This window comes from Acidovorax sp. GW821-FHT10A04, assembly GCF_059415825.1.
In genome coordinates this window covers 41,061-63,589 of record NZ_JBWKNZ010000017.1, presented here as the reverse complement: position 1 = coordinate 63,589, position 22,529 = coordinate 41,061, and the positions used below count along the sequence as shown (strand labels likewise).

At 67.7% G+C, this 22,529-nt stretch carries 22 protein-coding genes; 12 read left to right on the top strand and 10 right to left on the bottom strand.

Annotated features, from left to right (window positions below; genetic code table 11):
* Positions 1–6: 6 nt before the first annotated feature.
* A complete protein-coding gene (locus tag AC07PF_RS27810) occupies positions 7–549 on the bottom strand; it encodes a DUF3016 domain-containing protein (protein ID WP_494614048.1) in 543 nt (180 codons plus the stop codon).
* A 484-nt stretch (positions 550–1,033) separates the two neighbouring features.
* Between AC07PF_RS27810 and AC07PF_RS27805 the strand changes: the two genes are divergently transcribed.
* Genes AC07PF_RS27805 through AC07PF_RS27790 form a run of 4 tightly spaced genes read left to right on the top strand, consistent with a single transcriptional unit; the run spans position 1,034 to position 5,499 of the window.
* On the top strand, positions 1,034–3,205 hold the full coding sequence (locus AC07PF_RS27805; protein WP_494614047.1) for a TonB-dependent receptor: 2,172 nt from the start codon (positions 1,034–1,036) through the stop codon (positions 3,203–3,205).
* 58 nt (positions 3,206–3,263) lie between these two features.
* Complete coding sequence (locus AC07PF_RS27800) at positions 3,264–3,566, top strand: DUF3649 domain-containing protein (RefSeq protein ID WP_007858106.1); 303 nt, start codon at positions 3,264–3,266, stop codon at positions 3,564–3,566.
* Positions 3,563–5,215: a PepSY-associated TM helix domain-containing protein gene (locus AC07PF_RS27795; protein WP_494614046.1), complete on the top strand. Its 1,653-nt coding sequence runs from the start codon at positions 3,563–3,565 to the stop codon at positions 5,213–5,215. Before AC07PF_RS27800 ends, AC07PF_RS27795 begins: the two co-directional genes overlap by 4 nt.
* Entirely contained in the window at positions 5,215–5,499 is a 285-nt protein-coding gene (locus AC07PF_RS27790) for a DUF3325 domain-containing protein (RefSeq protein ID WP_007858108.1), read from the top strand. The genes AC07PF_RS27795 and AC07PF_RS27790 overlap by 1 nt, the downstream gene beginning before the upstream one ends.
* Before the next feature lie 16 nt (positions 5,500–5,515).
* On the opposite strand, the gene AC07PF_RS27785 is transcribed toward AC07PF_RS27790, so the two are convergent.
* Positions 5,516–6,022, bottom strand: a complete 507-nt coding sequence (locus AC07PF_RS27785; RefSeq protein WP_007858109.1) for a hypothetical protein — start codon at positions 6,020–6,022, stop codon at positions 5,516–5,518.
* 133 nt (positions 6,023–6,155) lie between these two features.
* On the opposite strand from AC07PF_RS27785, the gene AC07PF_RS27780 reads away from it, so the two are divergent.
* Positions 6,156–6,851 carry a heavy metal response regulator transcription factor gene (locus AC07PF_RS27780; protein ID WP_007858110.1) on the top strand — a complete coding sequence of 232 codons (696 nt, stop codon included), beginning with the start codon at positions 6,156–6,158 and terminating at the stop codon, positions 6,849–6,851.
* Positions 6,851–8,254, top strand: a complete 1,404-nt coding sequence (locus AC07PF_RS27775; RefSeq protein WP_494614045.1) for a heavy metal sensor histidine kinase — start codon at positions 6,851–6,853, stop codon at positions 8,252–8,254. The genes AC07PF_RS27780 and AC07PF_RS27775 overlap by 1 nt, the downstream gene beginning before the upstream one ends.
* A gap of 27 nt (positions 8,255–8,281) precedes the next feature.
* Here AC07PF_RS27775 and AC07PF_RS27770 read toward each other — a convergent pair whose 3' ends face one another.
* Positions 8,282–9,085, bottom strand: coding sequence for an exodeoxyribonuclease III (locus AC07PF_RS27770; protein WP_494614044.1), 804 nt, complete (start codon positions 9,083–9,085; stop codon positions 8,282–8,284).
* A gap of 10 nt (positions 9,086–9,095) precedes the next feature.
* On the opposite strand from AC07PF_RS27770, the gene pyrE reads away from it, so the two are divergent.
* Positions 9,096–9,794 carry an orotate phosphoribosyltransferase gene (pyrE, locus tag AC07PF_RS27765; RefSeq protein WP_494614043.1) on the top strand — a complete coding sequence of 233 codons (699 nt, stop codon included), beginning with the start codon at positions 9,096–9,098 and terminating at the stop codon, positions 9,792–9,794.
* A gap of 4 nt (positions 9,795–9,798) precedes the next feature.
* Positions 9,799–10,494 carry a hypothetical protein gene (locus AC07PF_RS27760; protein ID WP_007858121.1) on the top strand — a complete coding sequence of 232 codons (696 nt, stop codon included), beginning with the start codon at positions 9,799–9,801 and terminating at the stop codon, positions 10,492–10,494.
* A gap of 83 nt (positions 10,495–10,577) precedes the next feature.
* Here the strand turns inward: AC07PF_RS27760 and gatB are convergent, their stop codons facing one another.
* Genes gatB through gatC form a run of 3 tightly spaced genes read right to left on the bottom strand, consistent with a single transcriptional unit; the run spans position 10,578 to position 13,850 of the window.
* Entirely contained in the window at positions 10,578–12,038 is a 1,461-nt protein-coding gene (gatB, locus tag AC07PF_RS27755; protein ID WP_494608999.1) for an Asp-tRNA(Asn)/Glu-tRNA(Gln) amidotransferase subunit GatB, read from the bottom strand.
* A gap of 1 nt (position 12,039) precedes the next feature.
* The gene (gatA, locus tag AC07PF_RS27750) at positions 12,040–13,542 is read right to left on the bottom strand and encodes an Asp-tRNA(Asn)/Glu-tRNA(Gln) amidotransferase subunit GatA (RefSeq protein WP_494614042.1); all 1,503 of its coding nucleotides are present in this window, start codon (positions 13,540–13,542) and stop codon (positions 12,040–12,042) included.
* Positions 13,543–13,550: 8 nt separating this feature from the next.
* The gene (gatC, locus tag AC07PF_RS27745; protein WP_007858124.1) at positions 13,551–13,850 is read right to left on the bottom strand and encodes an Asp-tRNA(Asn)/Glu-tRNA(Gln) amidotransferase subunit GatC; all 300 of its coding nucleotides are present in this window, start codon (positions 13,848–13,850) and stop codon (positions 13,551–13,553) included.
* A gap of 204 nt (positions 13,851–14,054) precedes the next feature.
* Between gatC and AC07PF_RS27740 the strand changes: the two genes are divergently transcribed.
* The 4 genes from AC07PF_RS27740 (at position 14,055) to mrdA (ending at position 18,679) form a co-directional block, all read left to right on the top strand.
* Positions 14,055–15,098 carry a rod shape-determining protein gene (locus tag AC07PF_RS27740; protein ID WP_007858125.1) on the top strand — a complete coding sequence of 348 codons (1,044 nt, stop codon included), beginning with the start codon at positions 14,055–14,057 and terminating at the stop codon, positions 15,096–15,098.
* Positions 15,099–15,230: 132 nt separating this feature from the next.
* A complete protein-coding gene (gene mreC / locus AC07PF_RS27735) occupies positions 15,231–16,154 on the top strand; it encodes a rod shape-determining protein MreC (RefSeq protein ID WP_007858126.1) in 924 nt (307 codons plus the stop codon).
* On the top strand, positions 16,151–16,669 hold the full coding sequence (mreD, locus tag AC07PF_RS27730) for a rod shape-determining protein MreD (protein ID WP_007858127.1): 519 nt from the start codon (positions 16,151–16,153) through the stop codon (positions 16,667–16,669). The genes mreC and mreD overlap by 4 nt, the downstream gene beginning before the upstream one ends.
* Before the next feature lie 63 nt (positions 16,670–16,732).
* Positions 16,733–18,679, top strand: coding sequence for a penicillin-binding protein 2 (mrdA, locus tag AC07PF_RS27725; protein WP_145694396.1), 1,947 nt, complete (start codon positions 16,733–16,735; stop codon positions 18,677–18,679).
* A gap of 9 nt (positions 18,680–18,688) precedes the next feature.
* Here the strand turns inward: mrdA and AC07PF_RS27720 are convergent, their stop codons facing one another.
* From AC07PF_RS27720 to AC07PF_RS27705, 4 genes are all read right to left on the bottom strand, one after another.
* Positions 18,689–19,579, bottom strand: a complete 891-nt coding sequence (locus AC07PF_RS27720; RefSeq protein WP_494614041.1) for a DMT family transporter — start codon at positions 19,577–19,579, stop codon at positions 18,689–18,691.
* 69 nt (positions 19,580–19,648) lie between these two features.
* Entirely contained in the window at positions 19,649–20,944 is a 1,296-nt protein-coding gene (locus AC07PF_RS27715; protein WP_007858132.1) for a DcaP family trimeric outer membrane transporter, read from the bottom strand.
* A gap of 49 nt (positions 20,945–20,993) precedes the next feature.
* The gene (locus tag AC07PF_RS27710) at positions 20,994–21,737 is read right to left on the bottom strand and encodes an amino acid ABC transporter ATP-binding protein (protein WP_007858134.1); all 744 of its coding nucleotides are present in this window, start codon (positions 21,735–21,737) and stop codon (positions 20,994–20,996) included.
* Positions 21,734–22,516: an amino acid ABC transporter permease gene (locus AC07PF_RS27705; protein WP_007858135.1), complete on the bottom strand. Its 783-nt coding sequence runs from the start codon at positions 22,514–22,516 to the stop codon at positions 21,734–21,736. Before AC07PF_RS27705 ends, AC07PF_RS27710 begins: the two co-directional genes overlap by 4 nt.
* Positions 22,517–22,529 lie beyond the last annotated feature (13 nt).

Sequence of the window (22,529 nt, the reverse complement as noted above, 5' to 3'; positions counted from 1 at the left end):
TGGCGGCTACAGCTTGCCAAACCGCTTCTCGAACCACCGGTCCAGCAGCGCCTTCTCGTACCGCAACCGGTCCCCGCTCGAATAGCGGTTGCTGGGCACCATGAAGTTCAGGTCGCTGAGCACCTCTTCGCCGCCGGAAACAGGCGCGCTGCCATCGCGCACCAGGCTGTAGCGCAGCCTGATGCGCGGCCCCGTGATGTCGGTGACCACGCGCAGGTCGGAGCCGCCCACGCCCAAGGGCGGGAAGTGGCCGGCCAGGTCGATGTCCAGCACCTCGACCTTGAGGGTGTCGGTGGGCGCCAGGCCCCGAGTGGCCAGTCGCTGCAGGTGCTGCTCCAGGTCACGCAGCACCTGGGCGCGGTCGGATTCATTGGCCACGGGGTGGGCGTAGCTGGCATCGGTGTACTTTTCCGGCGCGATGAAGGCGACGCTGGCGGTGCCCGCGAACGCGGGGGCGGTGGCCGTGCCGGCGGCGATGCAGCAGGCGGCCAGCATCAGCAGGCGGGAAGGGCGTTGTCGGTGCCGCAGCAGCATGGTGGGTTCCTCCATCGTGGTGAGTATGACGACGGATGGAGACCTGGGTTCCCCGCGGGGGAATAGGGGAGGGGGTGGGGGCGCCGGTCCTCCGACATCCGGCTGGAAAGCGGCGGATGGGGGACCCGGCTGAGGATGGGAAGGTGCGCAATTGCGGGGCGGCGTGTGCCCTGGAAGGCCCGTTTTCGTTGCAGTGATGCAACAGATTGATAACTACTTTGCTGCGAATTTTGTAGCAACCGTTCGCGCCTTGCGGCCGATTCGGGTTTTCCCGGCCCGGTGAAGAGGGGCCGCTGATGGGCTTTACAGAGTCGAACCTAGCCGTCCGAAGGGTGCTAAATTAAAATGCGAATAGTTGTCGTTCTGATTTGTTTCAGCGAATGCGACCGGCTGGCCCTCGCGGTGCCCCCGGTTGTACGACTTCCCCCCATGAAACCGACCCGGCCACGGCCGGGCTTTCGCTCGTCTTTTCCTGTATTTCCCTATCTCGGCCCACACCATGCAATCCACGACCCCCCGTGCGTCCCAGCGCTTCACCCCCCATCCCCTGGCCCTGCTGGTGCGCCAATGCCTGGGCGCCGGCCTGACCGTGGCCGCTGTGGGCGTGGCGGCGCAGACCAGCACCTCCGGCACCACGCTGGACGAAGTCAAGGTGCGCGAGCAGGCCGAGGCCATCGGCGGCCTGCAGAAGACCTACCACGGCGGCCAGTTCGCGCGCGGTGGCGACCTGGGCATCCTGGGCAAGACCGACCAGATGAACGTGCCGTTCAGCACCACCAACTACACCAACGAGCTGATCCAGAACCAGCAGGCGCTGACGGTGGCCGACGTGGTGATGAACGACGCATCGGTGCGCTCGCTGCAGGCGCGTGGCGGCTATGGCGATGACTTCCAGGTGCGCGGCCTCACGGTGTCCAACACCGATGTGAGCCTGAACGGCCTGTTCGGCCTGAGCCCATCCACCCGCATTCCGCTGGAAATGATCGAGCGCGTGGAAGTGCTCAAGGGCCCTGGCGCCCTGACCAACGGCGTGGGCCCCGGCGGCAGCGTGGGCGGCAGCATCAACCTGGTGACCAAGCGCGCGGCCGATACGCCGCTGACCCGCCTGACCACCACCTACATGGGCAAGGCCCAGTTCGGCGCGCACGTGGACGTGGGCCGCCGCTTCGGCGAGGACAACCAGTGGGGCGTGCGTGCCAACGCGCTGGTGCGCAATGGCGAAGGCAATGTGGATGGAGGCCGCCAGCGCGCCGACGTGGCAGCGCTGGGCGTGGACTATGCCGGCGGCCGCCTGCGCTGGTCGCTGGACGCCTTCGCCACCGAGGGCAGGACCCGGCAGTTCCGCCCCCAGACGGCCTTCCGCGCCGGTGTCACGCAAATGCCTGCGGCACCGGACAACCGCACCAGCATCTACCCCAGCGCCGACCTCACGGACGACATGCGCACCGTGATGTCGCGCCTGGAGTACGACCTCAACGACAGCACCACCGTGTACGGTGGCGTGGGCTACACCCACAACACCAACGAGCAGCATTTCCCGACCGCCGGGCTGCGCGTCGACGGCCTGGGCAACTTCACGGTGGCCAACGGCTACTACGACGCCTACAACAAGACGTCTTCGGCCGACGTGGGCCTGCGCACCAAGTTCCAGACCGGCGGCATCGGCCACACCGTGGCCCTGGCCACGAACTACCTGGACCAGGAGATCGGCTACTTCTACCAGCTGACCAGCACCTACGCCCCGTCCAACATCTACAACCCCGCGCCGCTGCCGACCATCAACTTCCCGCGTGGCAACCCCAGCAAGAGCAGCGAGCTCAAGCAGCACAGCCTGGCGCTGGCCGACACCATGTCCTTCGACAGCGGCCGCTACCTGCTGACGCTGGGCGTGCGTGACCAGACCATCGAGCAGGGCAGCTTCAACGTCAACACCGGCGCGGGCACCAGCTACTACAAGGCCAGCGCCGTGACGCCGCTGGCGGGCCTGGTGATCAAGCCGACGAAGAACATCTCGGTCTACACCAACTACACCGCTGGCCTGACCCGTGGCGGCACGGCCGGCCCGGGCACGGCCAACGTGGGCGAGACCTTCGCACCGCAGAAGTCCAAGCAGAACGAAATCGGCGTGAAGGTCGACTGGGGCCAGCTGACCACCCAGGCCGCCGTCTACCAGATCAAGCGCCCGAGCGCCCTGACCGACCCGGCCACCAACCGCTACAGCTTCGGCGGCGAGCAGCGCAACCGCGGCCTGGAACTGACAGCCTACGGCGAAGTGCAGCGCGGCCTGCGTGCCATGGCCAGCGCCTCGTTCAACAATGCCAAGCTCACGCGCACTGCCGGTGGCGTGAACCGGGGCAACGATGCGGCCGGCGTGCCCGACCGCACCTTCAACCTGGGCCTGGACTGGGACACGCCGCTGCAGGGCCTGAGCGTGAACGGCCGGGTGATCAACACCTCCGGCATGTACGCCGACGCCACCAACCGCCTGCGCGTGCCCGCCTGGACGCGCCTGGACATCGGTGCCCGCTACGCCACCAACGTGGCTGGCAAGCCCCTGGTGCTGCGCGCCAACCTGGAGAACGTGTCCGACAAGAACTACTGGGTCATCAGCAACTACGTGACCGTGGGCGCGCCCCGCACGCTGATGCTGTCGGCCGCTGTGGACTTCTGAGGCAGTGAACCCTGACATGACGCAAGTCCACACTGTCCGGGGCGCTGCAGTGCGCCCCATGATGGCCGTGCTGCGCGGTATCTGGCGCGCCGGGCCGCTGGTGTCGCGCATCGTGGCGGCCATCGGCGGCGGCTATGTGCTGGCGGCGCTGTTCAGCGTGGCCGTGCTGGCCCTGCCCATGGCCCGGCCCCAGGCCGTGATCACGGGCATGCTGGCCAGCTTCGCGATCTACACATGCGCGGTGATCTGGGTGTTTGCCGTGCGCAGCGCCTGGCGCGCCTGGGCCGGGCTGGTGGTGGTGGCATTGCCGCTGGCGCTGGCCGCATGGACCGTGTGGTCCTCTGCAGGAGCTTCCCAATGACGACCCACAACGACGTACCGGATGACGAGCCCAAGGCACCGGGCATCCGCCAGACCATGTCGGACCTGCATACCTGGGCCGGCCTGCTGTGCGGCTGGTTCCTGTATGCGATGTTCCTCACGGGTACTGTGAGCTACTTCAAGGACGAGATCTCGCAGTGGATGCGGCCCGAACTGCCGCACCGTGCGGTGGTGCCCGATGCGGCCGAGTCGGCCCAGCGCATCGCCAACCAGCTCATCGCGCTGGTGCCCAATGCGCCGCAGTGGAGCATGCGCCTGCCCGACGAGCGCTACACCACGGTGGACAGCTTCTGGCGCCTGCCGCGCGGCCAGGGCCCGGCGGCGAATGGGCGCAACTTCGGCAGCGCCAATTTCGACCCGCTGACCGGTGAGAAGGTGGCTTCGCGCGAAACCGTGGGTGGCGAGTTCTTCTACCGCTTCCACTTCCAGTTCCACTACATGCCCGTGCTCTGGGGCCGCTGGCTCGCGGGCTTCTGCGCCATGTTCATGCTGGTGGCCATCGTCAGCGGGGTCATCACGCACAAGAAGATCTTCACCGACTTCTTCACCTTCCGCTGGGGCAAGGGCCAGCGCTCGTGGCTGGATGCGCACAACGCGCTGTCGGTGTTCGGGCTGCCGTTCCACTTCATGATCACCTACACCGGCCTGGTCACGCTGATGGCGTTGTACATGCCGTTCGGCGAGCAGGCGGTGTACAAGACACCGGCGCAGAAGCAGGAAATGACCTCCCAGCTCAGCGCCTTCATCCAGCCCGGCAAGGCCACGGGCCAACCGGCAGCGCTGGCGCCGGTGGACGAGATGGTGCGCCAGGCCCAGGCCCGCTGGGGCGAGGGCAACGTGGGCCGCGTCACCGCCACCAATGCGGGCGACTCGGCCGCGCGCGTGAGCGTCACGCGTGGCGAGGAAGGCCGGGTCTCCATGAGCCCGCAGTACATGCTGTTCGACGGCGTGAGCGGCAAGCTGCTGGAGGTCAAGGAGGGCGTGGGCCCCGCGGCCGAAACGCGCGGCGTGCTGTACTCGCTGCACCTGGGGCGCTTTTCCGACCTGCACATGCGCTGGCTGTACTTCATCGTGAGCCTGGCCGGCACGGCCATGGTGGGCACGGGCCTGGTGATGTGGACCGTCAAGCGCCGCCAGAAGCTGGGCAACCCGGAGCGGCCGCATTTCGGCTTCCGCCTGGTGGAGAAGCTCAACATCGCCAGCATCGCGGGCCTGTCCATCGCCATGGCCGGCTTCCTCTGGGGCAACCGCCTGTTGCCGCAGGGCATGGCCGAGCGCACCGCCTGGGAGGTGCACGTGTTCTTCATCGTCTGGGCGCTGACGCTGGCGCACGCCATGCTGCGCCCTTCGCGCCGCGCCTGGATCGAGCAGTTCTGGGTCGGCGCAGCGGCGCTGGCGCTGCTGCCCGTGGTCAGCGCACTGACCACCGAGCGGCCGCTGTGGCGCAGCCTGGCCCAGGGGGACTGGGTGTTCGCCGGCTTCGAGCTCATGCTCTGGGTGCTGGCCGGCCTGCATGTGTGGCTGGCGGTGCGCACGGCGCGCCACCAGGGGCCCAAGCGCCGTGCGGCGGTCGCGCCCGTGGCGTCCAACGTGCCCGCCGGCGCAGCCATGGCCAAGGAAGGTGCCTGATGGTCCACGCAGCCACCTTCCTGGTCTGCCTCGTCGCGTTCGCGGCGCTGGCGCTGGGCACCGAGCGCCAGCAGGACGACCTGTTCGGCCAGCCACTGCCCGTGCGCGCTACCCGGCTGTGGCGCCTGCTGGGCTGGGGCGCGCTGGTTCTGGCGCTGGCCATCATCGTGCAGGCCCAGGGCTGGGGCATGGGGCTGGTGAGCTACAGCGGCCACACCAGCCTGGCGGCCGGCATCGTGCTGGGCGCGTTGATCGTGCACAGCCGCAGGCGCGGCCGGCGCTGAGCCGCCAGCCCTTTCTTCAGCGGCGCGGTGCCTGCGCCCGCCGGCGTGAGCGCAGCACGACCACCTGGGCGGCATAGCCAAGAACAAAGATGGCCAGCCAGGCCAGCAGTGCACCGCGCACGAGCGCCGAGTCCGGCCCCGAAGCCAGGGGTTGGGCGGGCGGCAGGCGCGTCAGCGTCTCGTTGATGCCGGGCACCAGCAGCAGAAAGACGCTGAACGACCATCCCAAGGTTGCCAGATAGGCGCTGGCCCGCCCGAGGAACGACAGTTTCGGTGCCAGCCAGGCGCCGAAGACTGCGAGCAGCGCCAGGATGCCCAGCGCATGCCCGGCGTTGAACCCCCCGGTGCTCGACAGGCCGAAGGCCGTGAGCACCGAGAGCACCAGGCCCACCAGGTACACGCGGCCGGGGCGGGTCGCTGGATCGATGCCGCCGAAGCGGGCAAAGCTGTAGAGCGCCGCGCCCAGCGGCACGAGGCTGATGGCGGTGTGGGCGATGCCAAGGAGGGAGAGGGGATTGGGCATGGAAAAGGGTCTCGTGGTGGGGTTCTCTGGTGATGGGGCAGTCTAGGATTGCGCGCCCCGGGCAGGGGTGACAAATGCATGACAAAGCTGTCATGCGCCGCCCACCGCGTGGCTTTGCCCGAGAATCGGCGGCATGAAGATCCTGGTCATCGAGGACGACCCCAAGACGGGGGACTACCTGAAGAAGGGCCTGCGCGAGAGCGGCTACAGCGTGGACCTGGCGCGCACGGGCACCGAGGGCCTGCGCATGGCGCTGGCCCATGCCTACGACCTGGTGGTGCTGGATGTCAGCCTGCCGGGCATCGATGGCTGGCAGATCATGCCGGCGCTGCGCGAGAAGGGTGATCTGCGTGTGCTGTTCCTCACGGCGCGCGACCAGCTGAGCGACCGCATTCGCGGGCTGGAACTCGGCGCCGACGACTACCTCGTGAAACCGTTCTCGTTCACCGAGCTGGTGCTGCGCATCCGCACCCTGCTGCGGCGGGGGCCGGCCCGCGAAGCCGATGTGTACGAGGTGGCGGGCCTGCGCCTGGACGTGCTGCGGCGCAAGGTGACCCGCGAAGGGGCGGAGATCGCCCTCTCGAACAAGGAGTTTCTGCTGCTGCACCTGCTGGTGAAGCGGCAGGGCGAGGCGCTGCCGCGCACGCTGATCGCCTCCGAGGTGTGGAACATGAATTTCGACAGCGACACCAATGTCGTCGACGTCGCAGTCAAGCGCCTGCGTGCCAAGGTCGACAAGCCGTTTGCCGCGCCGCTGATCCACACCGTGCGCCATGTCGGCTATGCCTTTGGCGACCTGCCCTCGGACCCGACCGGGAGTGGTGATTGATGGTGGTGCGCTGGTTGCCCCGCTCGCTGGCCGTGCGCGTGACCCTGCTGTGCGGCTTGATCGCGGTGTTGGTCACCGGCATGCTGGGCGGCAACTACTTCTTTGCCGCGCGCAGCGCCATCCTCGCCCATGCCGACGAGCAGCTGATCATGCGGGTGGAGCGGTTGCGCCGCCTGCTCGGCGATGCGCGCAGCGTGCAGGAGCTGCGCGACCAGGCGATGCTGCTCGAGGCCCTGTCGGGCAGTTCGGGCGATGTCTTCGTCCTGCGCCGCACGGGCGAGGGGCCGCTGGTCGAAGTCAACCCGGGCCAGGTGGCGCCGCCGGCCTGTGCCGTACCCGCCGCCGCCGACAGGCCGCTGGCGCGGGCCGATGTGTGCCACAGCGAGACCCCGGGCGTGCCCCGCATGCACTGGGCCGCGGGCGCGGCGCGCTCGGGCCACGACGGGCGGATGGTGGAGGTGCTGGCGGGGCATGCGCTGGCCAGCGAGATGCAGATGATCCGGCGCAGCCGCGACCAGGTGCTGTTCAGCACCTTCCTGGCCGTGCTCGCCTGTTCGCTGCTGGTCTACTGGGTGCTGCGCCATGGCCTGAGGCCGCTGCACCGGGTGGCGGCGCAGGCCTCGCTGATCGAGCCGATCAACCTGGCGATCCGCTTGCCCGAATACGATGCGCCGCTGGAGCTGCAGCAGATGGTGGCGGTGTTCAATGCCATGCTGGACCGCATCGCCACCGGCTATGGCCGGCTGTCGCAGTTCTCGGCCGATCTGGCGCACGAGATCCGCACGCCGGTCGGTGCCGTGATCGGGCAGACGCAGGTGGCGCTCAGCCGCACCCGCAGCCCCGAGGAGTACCGGCAGGTGCTCGAATCCAACCTGGAGGAGCTGAACCGCCTGCGCCGCACCGTCGACGACATTCTGTTCCTGGCCCAGGCCGACCATGCCACGCTGCAGATCGAGCGCACGCCCATGGACATGGCGGTCGAGTTGCAGCGCATCGCCGACTACTTCGAGGGCCCAGCCGATGAGGCGGGCTTGCGCTTCGTGGTGCAGGCCGGTGGCATGGCCCGCGTGAACCCGCCGCTGGCCCTGCGCGCGCTGCACAACCTGGTGGTCAATGCGGTGCGCTACAGCACGCCCGGAACCGTGGTCCGCCTGGCGGCCTCCGAGGAGGAGGGTGCCTCAACGATGGTGGTGGAGAACCAGGGCCTGCCGATTCCGCCCGCGCAGATGGAGCGGCTCTTCGACCGCTTCTACCGGGCCGAGGCCGTGCACGCCCGCCCCGCCGAGTCCAGCGGCCTGGGCCTGGCGATCGTCAAGGCCATCATGGACCTGCATGGGGGCGAGGTCCGGGCGTCGTGCCCGGCACCGGGCACGATCCGTTTCGAACTGCGGTTCCCGCGCTGAGCGGATCGCCGGCAAACCCCCGCGGGCTCACATCGTGAAGTCGTAGCCGATGGTGATGGGCGCGTGGTCCGAGAACTTCACGTCCTTGTAGATGGCCTCGGTGCGCGCCAGCGCTGCCATCGCCGGGGTGGCCAGGTGGTAGTCCAGGCGCCAGCCCACGTTGTTGGCATAGGCCTGGCCGCGGTTGCTCCACCATGTGTACGCGGTGTCGGTGGTGGTCGGTTGTAACTGACGGTAAACGTCGATCAGGCCGCCGCCTTCATCAGTTGTGTGCAACAACTTTGTCATCCACGCCCGTTCTTCGGGCAGGAAACCGCTGTTCTTCTGGTTGCTGCGCCAGTTCTTGAGGTCGATCTGCTGGTGCGCGATGTTGATGTCGCCGCACAGGATGAACTCGCGCTCGCCCTTGAGCTTCATGAGGTGGGGATGGAACTCGGCGAGAAAGCGGTACTTGGCGAGCTGGCGCTCCTCGCCCGAGGAGCCGCTCGGGAAATAGGCGCTGATGATGGACAGCTTGCGCCGGGGGGTGTCAAAGCGCAGTTCGAGGTAGCGGCCTTCGGCATCGAACTCGGTCGAGCCGTAGCCGACGACCACGTCGCTGGGCAGGTGGCGGGTGTAGATGCCCACGCCCGAGTAGCCCTTCTTCTGCGCGTAGTGGAAGTGGCCGTCCATCTCGGCCAGGCGCTCGAAGCGTGTGGCAATGTCGGCGGCCTGCGCCTTGACTTCCTGCACGCAAATACAATCTGGCCGTGTGGCAGCCATCCAGCTTTCCACCCCCTTGGTGGTGGCGGACCGGATGCCATTGAGGTTGAGGCTGGTCAAATTGAACAAGGAATTTCCCATGGTAGATGTAGGTAGCCAGGGCCCGGATCAGGGCCAGCTGGCGCAGGACTTTGTGCGGTTTGCCGTCGAATCGGGGGTGCTGCGCTTTGGGGAATTCAAGACCAAGGCCGGGCGCCTGAGTCCTTATTTCTTCAATGCAGGCCTGTTCGCCGATGGCAGCAAGATGGGGCGCCTGGCCGAATTCTATGCAAAAGCCCTGATCGCCAGCGGCATCGAGTTCGACATGGTGTTCGGGCCCGCCTACAAGGGCATCCCGCTGGCCGCCACCGTGGCGGTGGAGCTGGCGCGCCATGGGCGCAATGTGCCCTTTGCCTATAACCGCAAGGAGGCCAAGGACCATGGTGAAGGCGGCACCCTGGTGGGCGCGCCCCTGCAAGGCCGCGTGCTGATCGTGGACGACGTGATGTCGGCCGGCACTGCCGCGCGCGAGTCCATCGCCCTCATCCAGGCCGCCGGTGCCACTCCCCATGCCGTGGCCATTGCACTGGACCGCCAGGAGAAAGCCACCGAAAATGGACTGGACGTGGAGCACAGTGCAGTGCAGTATGTGCGCCAGCAGCTTGGAATGAAGGTTTGTACTATCGCCAAGCTGGCAGACTTATTGCTGTACCTATCGCAAACAGGGGGGGCGGAGATGCGCGCTCACCACGAGCGGGTTTTGGCCTATCGCGAGCGGTACGGGGTGAATGAAGGGTAATTAGTTGCACAAGACGGCGTGGCTCATCGGCGAGTTGGCATTGGCAGGCCTGGCCACGGCATCCGTGTGGGCGCAGCAGCCTACGGGCCCCGTAGGCAGTATCTACACCTGCACGGACCGCAATGGGCGCAAGCTCACGGCGGACCGGCCGATTGCTGACTGCCTGGACCGCGAGCAGCGAGAGCTGGCCCCCTCGGGCATGGTGCGGCGCCAGGTCGGCCCGGTGCTGTCCGAGCAGGAGCGTGCGGTGGTCGAGGCGCGCCAGCGCAAGGAGGCCGAGGAGCGCTCCCGTGCCCTGGAGGAGCGCCGCCGCGAGCGTGCCTTGACGGCGCGCTACCCCGACAAGGCAGCCCACGACGTGGAGCGCAAGGCCGCCATCCAGATGGTGGAAGACGTCGCTGCCACGGCAGAAAAGCGCCTCATCGAGTTGCGCCAGCAGCGCAAGACGCTGGACACCGAGATGGAGTTCTACAAGAAGGACCCGAGCAAGGCGCCGATGGTGCTGCGCACGCGGATCGCCGAGAACGAAGACAGCGTTGCCGAGCAGCAGCGCTTCATTGCCGGCCAGGGTGACGAGAAGCGCCGGGTGCACCAGCGCTTCGATGTGGAGCTGGCACAGCTGCGCAAGCTGTGGGACGAGCAGCGGGGCGTTGCGGTGCCCGGTGCCGCCACCCCGGCATCCGCTGGCGGCTCACGCTGAGCCTACATCCCTGGAACCCCGGGCGGGGTTCCGTGGGGCAGACACTTTCCAGGGGATGGAAGGAAGGTGCCCGGGGAACGGTGTCAGCCTGACAGCTTGGCGCGCAGCAGGTCGTTGACCTGTTGCGGGTTGGCCTTGCCCTTGCTCGCCTTCATGATCTGGCCCACCAGTGCGTTGAAGGCCTTGTCCTTGCCCGCGCGGAACTGCGCGACGTTGTCGGCATTGGCCGCAATCACCTCGTCGATGATGCCTTCCAGTGCGCCCGTGTCGTTCATCTGCTTGAGGCCCTTGGCCTCGATGACGGCATCCACGTCGCTGGACTCGCCGGTCCACAGCGCTTCGAACACCTGCTTGGCGGCGTTGTTGGACACCGTGCCGTCGGCGATGCGACCGATCAGCGCACCCAACTGGGCGGCCGTCACGGGCGATGCGTCGAGCGCCAGGTCGCCTGCGTTCAGGCGGCGCGAGACCTCACCCATGATCCAGTTGCTGGCCAGCTTGGGCTGCTGGCTGGCCTGGGCCGCTGCCTCGAAGTAGGCGGCCATGGCCTTGCTCTGGGTCAGCGTGGTGGCGTCGTACTCGGGCAGGCCGTAGTCGGCCACGAAACGCGCGGCCATGGTGCGCGGCAGTTCGGTCATGAGTGCGCGCTGCGCATCCACCCACTCGCGCGGGATCTGCAGCGGCGGCAGGTCCGGGTCGGGGAAGTAGCGGTAGTCGGCCGCGTCTTCCTTGGTGCGCATGGCGCGCGTCTCGCCCGTGGCGTCGTTGAACAGCACCGTGGCCTGCTGGATGGTGCGGCCATCCTCGATCTCCTCGATCTGCCACAGGATCTCGTAGTCGATGGCCTGCTGCATGAACTTGAAGCTGTTCAGGTTCTTGATCTCGCGGCGCGTGCCCAGCGGGGCGCCGGGCTTGCGCACCGAGACGTTGGCATCGCAGCGGAACGAACCTTCCTGCATGTTGCCGTCGCAGATGCCGATCCAGGTCACGATCTTGTGCAGTTCACGCGCATAGGCCACGGCTTCTTCGGTGGAGCGCATGTCGGGCTCCGTCACGATCTCCAGCAGCGGCGTGCCGGCACGGTTCAGGTCGATGCCGCTTTGGCCGATGAAGTCCTCGTGCAGCGACTTGCCGGCATCCTCTTCGAGGTGGGCGCGCACCAGGCGCACGGTCTTCTTCTCGTCGCCGAGGAAGAATTGCACCTCGCCACCCTGCACCACGGGGATCTCGAACTGGCTGATCTGGTAGCCCTTGGGCAGGTCGGGGTAGAAGTAGTTCTTGCGCGCGAAGATGCTCTCGGGCGCGATGTGCGAGCCGAGGGCCAGGCCGAGCTTGATCGCGCATTCCACCGCGGCGCGGTTCATCACCGGCAGCGTGCCGGGCAGGGCCAGGTCCACGGCGCAGGCCTGGGTATTGGGCTCGGCACCGAAGGCCGTGGAGGCACGGCTGAAGATCTTGCTTTCGGTGGCGAGCTGGGCGTGGGTCTCGAAGCCGATCACGACCTCGTAGCCGCGGATCAATTTGCTGGTCGTCGTTGTCGTCATGTCACAGACCTCCGGGTTGGCGGAGGTGAAAGTCGGTGGCCTGCTGCAGCCGGTGCGCTGCGTTGAGCAGGCGCGCTTCCTGGAAGTAGTTGCCGATCAGCTGCAGGCCCACGGGCATGCCGCCTTCGCCGAAGCCCGCGGGCACGCTCATGCCCGGCAGGCCGGCCAGCGAGCCGGGCAGCGTGAAGATGTCGGCCAGGTAGTCGGCCAGCGGGTCGGCGCCATGCTCGCCCAGCTTCCAGGCCACGGTGGGGGCCACGGGGCCGGCGATCACATCGCACTGCGCGAACGCCTGCTGGAAATCGTCGGCGATCATGCGGCGGATCTTCTGGGCCTTGAGGTAGTAGGCGTCGTAGTAGCCGTGCGAGAGCACGTAGGTGCCGATCATGATGCGGCGCTTGACCTCGTCGCCGAAGCCTTCGGCGCGGGTCTTCTTGTACATGTCCACCAGGTCGACGTAGTCCTTGGCGCGGTGGCCGAACTTCACGCCGTCGAAACGGCTCAGGTTGGACGACGCCTCGGCCGGCGCGATGATGTAGTACACCGGGATCGACAGTTCCGTGCGTGGCAGGCGGATGGGCACCAGCTTCGCGCCGAGCTTCTCGTATTCCTTGAGCGCAGCGTCCACGGCGGCGCGCACGTCGGGTGCCAGGCCGTCGCCGAAGAACTCGGCCGGGATGCCGATGCGCAGGCCGTCGATGGAGTCGTTCAGCGAGCGGCTGTAGTCCTCGGCAGGCACGTCCAGCGAGGTGGAGTCGCGGTCCAGGTCCGGGCCGCACATGGTGGACAACAGCAGCGCGCAGTCCTCGGCGGTGCGCGCCATGGGGCCGGCCTGGTCCAGGCTGGAGGCGAAGGCGATCATGCCGTAGCGCGAGGCCCGGCCATAGGTGGGCTTGATGCCGGTGATGCCGCAGAACGAGGCCGGCTGGCGGATGGAGCCGCCGGTGTCCGTGCCGGTCACGGCCGGGGCCAGGCGCGCGGCCACGGCCACGGCGCTGCCGCCCGAGGAGCCGCCAGGAATGCGCGCGGTGTCCCAGGGGTTGCGCACCGGGGCGGGTGCATCGAAGCCCACGGGGACCACGGCCGAGTTCTCGTTGGCCGAGCCCATGGCGAATTCGTCGCAGTTGAGCTTGCCCAGGGTCACGGCGCCGGCTTCGGCCAGCTTGCGCACCACGGTGGCGTCGAACGGTGACTGGTAGCCCGCGAGCATCTTCGAGCCGGCGGTGCTGGGGAAGTCGCGCGTGACGAAGATGTCCTTGTGCGCCAGCGGCACGCCTTCGAGCGTGCCGGCCGTGCCTGCGGCGATGCGGGCATCGGCCGCGCGGGCCTGGGCCAGTGTGGCGTCTTCATTGACCGCCACGTAGGCACCCAGCGACTGGTGGGCCTTGGCGCGGGCCAGGAAATGCTGGGCCGCTTCCACGGCGGAAACCTGGCGTTCGCGCAGCTGCGCGGCCAGGGCGGTGACGGTCAGGTCGTGCAGGTCGGTGGTCTTGTTGTCGCTCATGGCCGGCCTCACTCGATCACCTTGGGCACAAGGAACAATCCTTGCTCTACCGCCGGGGCACTGCGCTGGTTGGCCTCGCGCTGGTTGGGTTCGCTGACCACATCGTCGCGCAGGCGCAGGGCGACCGCCTGGATGGCCGCCACGGGGTGTGCCAGGGGCGTGAGGTCCCCGGTATCCACAGCGCTCATTTTCTCGACGATGCCGAAAAAGCCGTTGAGTTGCGTGAGCATGCGCTCACTTTCGCTCGCGCTCAATTCCAGTCGCGCCAGGTTGGCGATTCGACCGATGTCCAGGGATGTCAGTGCCATAGGGAAAAAATTCGGGGGAAACCAGATGTAAAGCTGAATGGGGGGGGGGGGCCAGGGGAGTTATTCACAGGGGATAGGGTATTATCCCGGCTTTGCCGCAATACCCTCCCTCATGCCGGTCATTGTGCGAAAAAAGCGAAATTTGACCCCGTAAACCCGGCGATGGCAGGCCGATGCGCACGCCATGCCTGAGAGGATTCTTGAATGTTCGGAGCTTTCCGTCGGTACTTCTCCACCGACCTTGCCATTGATCTTGGCACAGCCAACACCCTGATATTCGCCCGCGACAAAGGCATTGTGCTCGATGAGCCCTCTGTAGTCGCCATCCGCCACGAAGGCGGCCCCCATGGAAAGAAAGTCATCCAGGCCGTAGGCCATGAAGCCAAGGCCATGCTGGGCAAGGTGCCCGGCAACATCGAAGCCATCCGGCCCATGAAGGACGGGGTGATCGCCGACTTCGTGATCACCGAGCAGATGATCAAGCAGTTCATCAAGATGGTGCACCCGCGCACGCTGTTCACTCCCAGCCCGCGCATCATCATCTGCGTGCCCTGCGGCTCCACCCAGGTCGAGCGCCGTGCCATCAAGGACGCGGCCGAAGCGGCTGGCGCCACCGCCGTCTACCTGATCGAGGAACCCATGGCCGCCGGCATCGGCGCCGGCCTGCCGGTCTCGGAAGCCAGCGGCTCCATGGTCGTGGACATCGGCGGCGGCACCACCGAGGTGGGCGTGATCTCGCTGGGTGGCATGGTCTACAAGGGCAGTGTGCGCGTGGGCGGCGACAAGTTCGACGAAGCCATCATCAGCTACATCCGCCGCAACTACGGCATGCTGATCGGCGAGCCCACCGCCGAATCCATCAAGAAGAACATCGGTTCCGCCTTCCCGGGCTCCGAAGTGCGCGAGATGGAAGTCAAGGGCCGCAACCTTAGCGAAGGCGTGCCACGCAGCTTCACCATCTCCAGCAACGAAGTGCTGGAGGCGCTGACCGATCCGCTCAACCAGATCGTCTCGGCCGTCAAGAACGCCCTGGAGCAGACCCCGCCGGAACTCGGTGCCGACATCGCCGACCGCGGCATGATGCTGACCGGTGGCGGTGCGCTGCTGCGTGACCTCGATCGTCTGCTGGCCGAGGAAACCGGCCTGCCGGTGCTGGTGGCCGAAGACCCGCTGACCTGCGTGGTGCGCGGCTGCGGCATTGCGCTGGAGCGCATGGACCGCCAGGGCAGCATCTTTACAAGCGAGTAAGTTCCCCGTGCCTGCGCGCCGCGCAGGCACCCCATCGCGCTGAAATGGCATGACCGCAACCGCACCGATGCTTTTTGAGCCGTGCCCCTGGCCGCCGCGTTCTCACGCGCTGCAGATCCGACGCTGAGCGCCATGCCCCTGGGAACCCTGGAGCGCAGTGCGCCTCCCTTCTTCAAGCAAGGCCCTTCGGCCCTGTCACGGCTGGCGCTCTATGGCGCTCTGGCCCTGTTCCTCATGGTGGCGGACGTCCGCTTCAAGCTGACCGGGCCGTTCCGCCAGGCCGTCTCCACCGTGCTCTACCCTGTGCAGTGGCTCATGCTGCAGCCGGTGGAGTTCGCGGGGCGGGGCGCCGGCTACTTCCAGGACCTGAAAACCGCGCAGCACGATGCCGATGCCGCGCGCAGCAAGATGGCGCAGATGTCCGAGCGCGCCAGCCAGGCCGAGCAACTGCTGCTGGAGAACGATCGCCTGCGCAAGCTGCTGGCGCTGCGCGAGCGGGTCAGCACGCCATCGCAGGCGGCCGAGGTCATCTATGACACCGCCGATCCCTACACCCGCCGGGTGGTGCTGGACAAGGGCCAGATGGGCGGCGTGGAGCTCGGCGCCCCGGTGCTCGACGAGGCCGGCATCCTGGGCCAGGTCACGCGTGTGTTCCCCATGCTCAGCGAGGTCACGCTGCTGGTGGACCGCGACCAGGCCATCCCGGTTCTTAACATCCGCACCGGCGCGCGCGGCGTCGCCTATGGCGATCCGGTCGCCGGCAACGAGGGCGGCATGGAACTGCGCTTCATGCCCGCCAATGCCGACGTGCGCGAGGGTGACCTGCTCACCACCAGCGGCGTGGACGGCCTGTACCCCTCGGGCCTGCCCGTGGCCAAGGTCGTGCGTGTGGAGCGCCGTGCCGATTCGGCCTTTGCGCGCATCTACTGCGCCCCGCTGGCCCAGGTGCAGGGGGCCCGCCACGTGGTGGTGCTCAAGCCGCTGTCGGGCCACATCCCGGAGCGGCCCGAGCCGGCACCCACGCCCAGCTCCAGCAAGAAGGGGCGCCACAAATGATCATGCCGCGCGGCCAGCCGCTGCTGCTCCCCGTCAATCCCGTGTTCATCGCTGCCAGCCTGGCGGTGGGGCTGGCCATCAACATGCTGCCCCTGGGCCGCGTGGTCTGGACGCCCGACCTGCTGATGCTGCTGATCGTGTTCTGGAGCGTGCACCAGCCGCTGCGCATCGGCATGGGCACGGCCTTTGCGCTGGGCCTGTGCATGGATGTGCAGCAGTCCGCGCTGCTCGGCCAGCATGCGCTGTCCTACTCGGTGCTGGCCTTCGGCGCCATCGCCATCCACCGCCGCCTGCTGTGGTTCAGCGTGCCCTCGCAGGCGCTGCAGGTGCTGCCGCTGTTCCTCATCGCGCATTCCATCGAACTGCTGGTGCGCGTGGTCTCGGGGGGCATCTTCCCCGGCCTGTGGATCTTCGTGGCGCCAGTGCTGGAGGCGCTGCTCTGGCCCCTGGCCAGCTGGGTGCTGCTGGCACCCCAGCGGCGCCCGCCCGATCGCGACCAGAATCGCCCGCTATGAGCCCGGTGTGGACCATCCAGCAACCCGCCTGCGCCCGCCGCATGGTGGTGGGGAGCGTGCAGCATGACTGAATTGCGCAACGCCGAAGCGGACTCCTCGCGCTTTCGCGCCCGCATCTTCACCGTCGCCTTCGTGGTGCTGCTGGCCTTCGGCCTGCTGGTCTCGCGCCTGGTGTACCTGCAGGTGGTGCGCCACGACGACCTGGCCGCCCAGGCCGAGAGCAACCGCACGGCCGTGGTGCCCATCGTCCCCAACCGCGGCCAGATCATGGACCGCAACGGTGTGGTGCTGGCCACCAACTATGCAGCCTACACGCTGGAGATCACGCCCTCGCGCACCGGCGGGCTGGAAGACACCATCGAGGAACTCGCCAAGGTGGTCGACATCCAGCAGCGAGACCGGCGGCGCTTCAAGCGCCTGCTGGAGGAGTCGCGCAATTTCGAGTCCCTGCCCATCCGCACGCGCCTCACGGACCAGGAAGTGGCGCGGTTTTCCGCGCAGCGCTACCGCTTCCCCGGCGTGGACATCAAGGCCCGGCTGTTCCGCAACTACCCGCTGGGCGATGCGGGCGCCCACGCCATCGGCTACATCGGGCGCATCAACCAGACCGAGAAGGCGCGCATCCAGGATTCGGAGGACGAGGCCAACTACCGCGGCACCGAATACATCGGCAAGCTCGGCGTGGAGCAGAGCTTCGAGAACATGCTGCATGGCCTGACCGGCGTGGAGCGCATGGAGACCTCGGCCGGGGGCCATGCCGTGCGGCGCCTGGCCAGCCACCCGGCCACACCGGGCAACACGGTGATGCTGTCGCTGGACATCAAGCTGCAAAAGCTCATCGAGGACATGTTCGGCGACCGGCGCGGCGCGCTGGTGGCGATCGACCCGCGCAACGGCGAGGTGCTGGCACTGGTGAGCAAGCCCACCTTCGATCCGAACCTGTTCGTCGAAGGCATCGACAGCGAAAGCTGGCAGGCGCTCAACGAGTCCATCGACAAGCCGCTGCTCAACCGCGCGCTGCGCGGCACCTACCCGCCGGGCTCGACCTACAAGCCCTTCATGGCCCTGGCCGCGCTGCAACTGGGCAAGCGCTCGCCGAGCATGGTGGTCAACGATCCGGGCTTCTACACCTTCGGCGGCCATACCTTCCGCAGCCACGAAGGCGGGCTGGGCGGCGTGGACATGCACCGCGCCATCCAGTTCTCGAGCAATACCTACTTCTATTCGCTGGCCGTTGAAATGGGCGTGGACGCCATCCACGACTTCATGAAACCGCTGGGCCTGGGCCAGGTCACGGGGATCGATCTCAATGGCGAGCTGCGCGGCGTGTTGCCCAGCACCGCCTGGAAGCGCAACGCCTACAAGCGCCCCGAGATGAAGCGCTGGCATCCGGGCGAGACCGTGTCCCTGGGCATCGGCCAGGGCTACAACAACTTCACCATGCTGCAGCTGGCGCAGGCCGAGGCCACGCTGGCCAATGGCGGTACGCGGTATGCGCCGCACCTCATCAAGGCGGTGCGCGACACGGTCACCGGCACCGTGACACCGGTGGTGCAGCCCCCGGGTGAAAACCTCGGCTACCTGCCCAAGAACGTGGAGATCGTGCGCAATGCGCTGGTGGCGGTGAACAAGGGCGGCACGGGCACGCGCATTTTTGCCGGCGCACCCTACACCTCCGCCGGCAAGACGGGTACCGCGCAGGCCATGAGCCTGGGCCAGAATGTGCGCTACAACGCCAAGGCGCTCGAAGAGCACCAGCGCGACCACTCGCTCTTCGCGGCCTTCGCGCCGGCCGAGGAACCCAGGATCGCGCTGGCGGTCATCGTGGAGAACGCCGGCTTCGGCGCGGCTGCGGCCGGCCCGATCGCGCGGCGCGTGTTCGATTACTGGCTGCAGGGCGAGTACCCGAACGAGGAAGACCTGGCCGCCGTGCGCAAGGGCCTGGCCGCGGCGCCCATCGGCAAGCCGCGCCTCGCGGCCGATGTGCCCGTCAGCCCGGCGGCACCCTGAGTTTCTTCGTCAGGCCTTGGCGCCCTGTGCCGGCGGCGCCAGCTGGCTGAACACCAGCGCGGCCACGATCAGGGCCGCGCCGCCCAATCCTGCCCAGCCCAGCCGCTCACCCAGCAGGGCCCAGGCCGTGAGGGCGGCAAACACCGGCTCCAGCCCGAAGACGATGGCACTGCGCATGGCGTCCACGCGCTGCTGGCCCCAGGCCTGCAGCGTGACCACCACCACGCTGGCCAGCACGCCCAGGTAGACCAGGGCCACCCAGGCATCGGCCGGCAGGCGGCCGGCGGCCTGGGGCAGCCAGTCCATCCCGCTGCCACGCGCGAGCAGCAGCAGCGTGGAAGCCAGGGCCATCACCAGGGCCTGCGCCGCCGCCATGCGCGTGGCCCGCAGCGGGTGGGCCGCGGTGCGCCGTGCGCATTCTTCCAGCGCCAGGATGTACAGGGCATAGAACACGGTGCTGGCCAGCGTCAGCGTATCGCCCAGGTTCCAGGGCTCGTTCTCGTGGAACATCAGCGCCATGCCCGCGCAGGCCATGGCGCAGGCCGCCCACAGGCGCCAGCCGTAGCGCCGGCCCATCAGCGCCATCGCGATCAGGGGCACGACCAGCACGTTCAGGCCGGTCACGAAGGCATTGCGGTTGCTGCTGGTGCGTGCCAGGCCCTCGATCTGCAGCCAGAACGCGAGGAACAGCAGCAGGCCCAGGGCGCAACCCCAGCGCCGCTCGTGGCGCAGCATGCCGCGCCACAGCGGCGCGAGCACCGCCAGGGCGATCACGAAGCGCAGCCAGATGATCTGCAGTGCATCGAGCTGGGCAGAGAGCAGCTTCATGGCGGGGAAGGTGGTGCCCCACACCACGGTCACCACCAACAGGGCCAGGAGGCCGAAACGTTCGGAGCGCATAGGTAGAAAAAGAAAAGGCTGGCCGGGTCTCCGGCCAGCCTGTCAGGCGAAAGGGATGCCGACGATCGATCAGTTGAACAGGTAGCGCGCCTGCAGGTTCAGGCGCAGCATGTCGCCCTTCTGGCCGTCGAAGGTGGTGCGGCGGCCACCGATCAGCTCGCTGCCCAGCTCCACGTTCTTGATCGGCAGGTAGTACATGCCGGCATGCCATTGGTAGAGCTTGTGGTTGCCTTCGCCGCCATAGGCGTTCACGTAGTCGTCGCCCAGGCGGTGGCGCGAGCGCACGGCGCCCAGCGACACGGTGCCGCGCATCTTCTCGCTGAACACATTGCTCAGGCCGATCACCACGCCGTGCGAGCGGTCCAGGCGCACGGTACCGCCATCGAGCACGGGGTAGTTCGTGCCCACCAGGTAGGCGCCATCGCCGTCGCCGTCCAGGCGCGTGTACTGGGCCATCAGCGTGGTGGTGCCGGTGATCTTGTAGCCGGCGCCGATACCCAGGCCCAGGCCGCGCTTGCTGAAACCGTCGATGCGCTGCTCGTGCGAGAGCAGGCGGGCGTTCACATTGCCCCAGTCGAAGGCCTTGTCCACGCGGGCCACGAAGTTCAGGCCCTTGGCGCCATCGGTGGGTTCTTCGAGCGCGAACTGGAACTTGGCCAGGTCAGGGTTGTTGTAGGTGTAGCGGATCTGCGCGGGGCGGCGGAACGTGGCGCCGGGCGGGCCGTTGAAGTCCACGGTCTCGGGCAGGTTGTCCGTGTCCATGAAGGTCGACCAGGTCTGGCCGATCAGCCAGCCGGCGTACTCGCCGTAGGCATGGCGCAGGCGCAGGCGGTTGCGGTTGCACTCGCTGCCGCAGTAGGCGTAGAAATCGGCTTCGATCTTGGTGTTGAAGGTGCCGATCGACGTGGGCGTGGAGGTCTCGAAGCCGAAGCGCGAGGTCTGTGCGGTCAGACTGCTCTTGCCGCCGCGCGTGTCGCCCAGGGGCTGCTCCATCAGGTTGGTGAAGGTGTCGCCGGGGGCCGTGCCCTTGAAGTCCTTGACCAGGTTGGCCTCGGCAAAGCCGTAGACACGGATCGAGGTCTCGCTGCCGGGCAGGCGGAAGCTGCCGGGGATGTCGCCGAGCACCACGGCGTCCTTCTGCTTGAGTTCCACGGCCTCGATGCGGTCGTTCCAGGCCGATGCCGAGGCGGCGGGCGCGGCAGGCGCCTGGGCCTGCTGGGCCTTGAGCGCGTTGAGCTCGGCACGCAGGGCCTTGAGCTCGTTGCGCATCTCTTCGAAGTCCTTGGCGGTCTGGGCAAAGGCTGCGGGTGGCAGGCTGCACAGGCCGGCGGCCATCAGGGCGAGGAACGTGTGGTTCAGTTTCATGGTCACTCCGGTAGGGGCTTGTGGTTGTTGCGCTGGGTGGGCCTGGATCTCAGGCGCCCATGCGGCCGATGAAGGCGCGGATGCGGTCGTTGGCGGGGTTGTCGAAGAATTCGGCGGGTGCTGCGTCGTGGGCGATGCGCCCCTGGTCGAAAAACATCACGCGGTCGGAGACCTCGCGGGCAAAGCCCATTTCGTGGGTCACCACGATCATGGTCATGCCGCCACGGGCCAGTTCGCGCATCACGTCGAGCACCTCCTGCACCATTTCGGGGTCCAGGGCCGAGGTGGGCTCGTCGAACAGCATCACCTTGGGCTGCATGGCCAGCGCGCGGGCAATGGCCACGCGCTGCTGCTGACCGCCCGAGAGCTGCCAGGGGTATTTGTGCGCATGGTCTTGCATGCCCACGCGGCGCAGCAGGGCCATGGCCTGCTCATTGGCCTGGGTGCGCGGCGTTCGGCGGATGCGCCGGGGCGCCAGCGTCACGTTGTCCAGCACGCTCATATGGCCGAACAGGTTGAACTGCTGGAACACCATGCCGACTTCGCTGCGCTGCTTCTGCAGCGTGTGCTGGTCGTCGGTCACGGGCTCGCCGCCGATGGTGATGGTGCCGCTGTCGTGCGGCTCCAGCCGGTTGATGGCGCGCAGCAGCGTGCTCTTGCCCGAGCCCGAGGCACCGATGATCACGGTGACCTCGCCGGTGTTGAACACGGTGGAGACATCGCGCAGCACCTGGTGGCTGCCGAAGGACTTGCAGACCTGCTTGACGACGATGAAAGGCGTGGGGCGGCTCATTGGTTGCGCCCTTCCACGTCGAAGCGGTATTCCACGGCGTTCGAGATCTGGGTCACCAGCGTGGTCAAGAGCAGGTAGGTGATGGCCACCGTGGACAGCGTGGCAATGGGCTGGAACGTGGCCGACTGGATGCGGTTGCCCACGTTGGTGAGCTCCACCACGCCGATGGCATAGGCCAGCGAAGAGTCCTTGAGCAGCGCCACGAAGTTGCTGACCAGCGGCGGCAGCGAGATCTTGAAGGCCTGCGGAAACACCACGTCGGCGAACACATGCATGCGGCCCAGGCCCAGGGCCCGGGCGGCTTCGGTCTGGCCGCGCGGAACGGCCAGCAGCCCGGCGCGGATGGCCTCGGCGTTGTAGGCGCCCACGTTCAGGCCCAGGGCCAGCACGGCCGCCGCGAAGTCGGGCAGGTTCAGCCCCGGCACCAGCACCGGCAGCGCAAAGTAGACGAACAGGATCTGGACCAGCAGCGGCGTGCCGCGGATGACCCAGATGTAGAAGCTGGCCACCCAGCGCACGGCCATGAAGCGCGAGGTGCGGGCCAGTGCGGCGCCGGTGCCGAGCACCAGGCCCACGCTGCCGCTCACCAGGGTGAGCCACAGAGTGGTGCGCGCGCCGTCAGAGAAGGCCTGGGCGTTGGGCCCGATGGGCTCGGGCAGGAAAGAGAGCAGTTTGCCCAGCAGCGCCAGCGCCAGGACCATCAGGACGACGGCCGAGACGAGCGTGGCGTTGCTGCGCTGCTGGCGAGACCAGCGCTCGGGCCAAAGGGCAGTGAGCATGGGAAACCCCGTT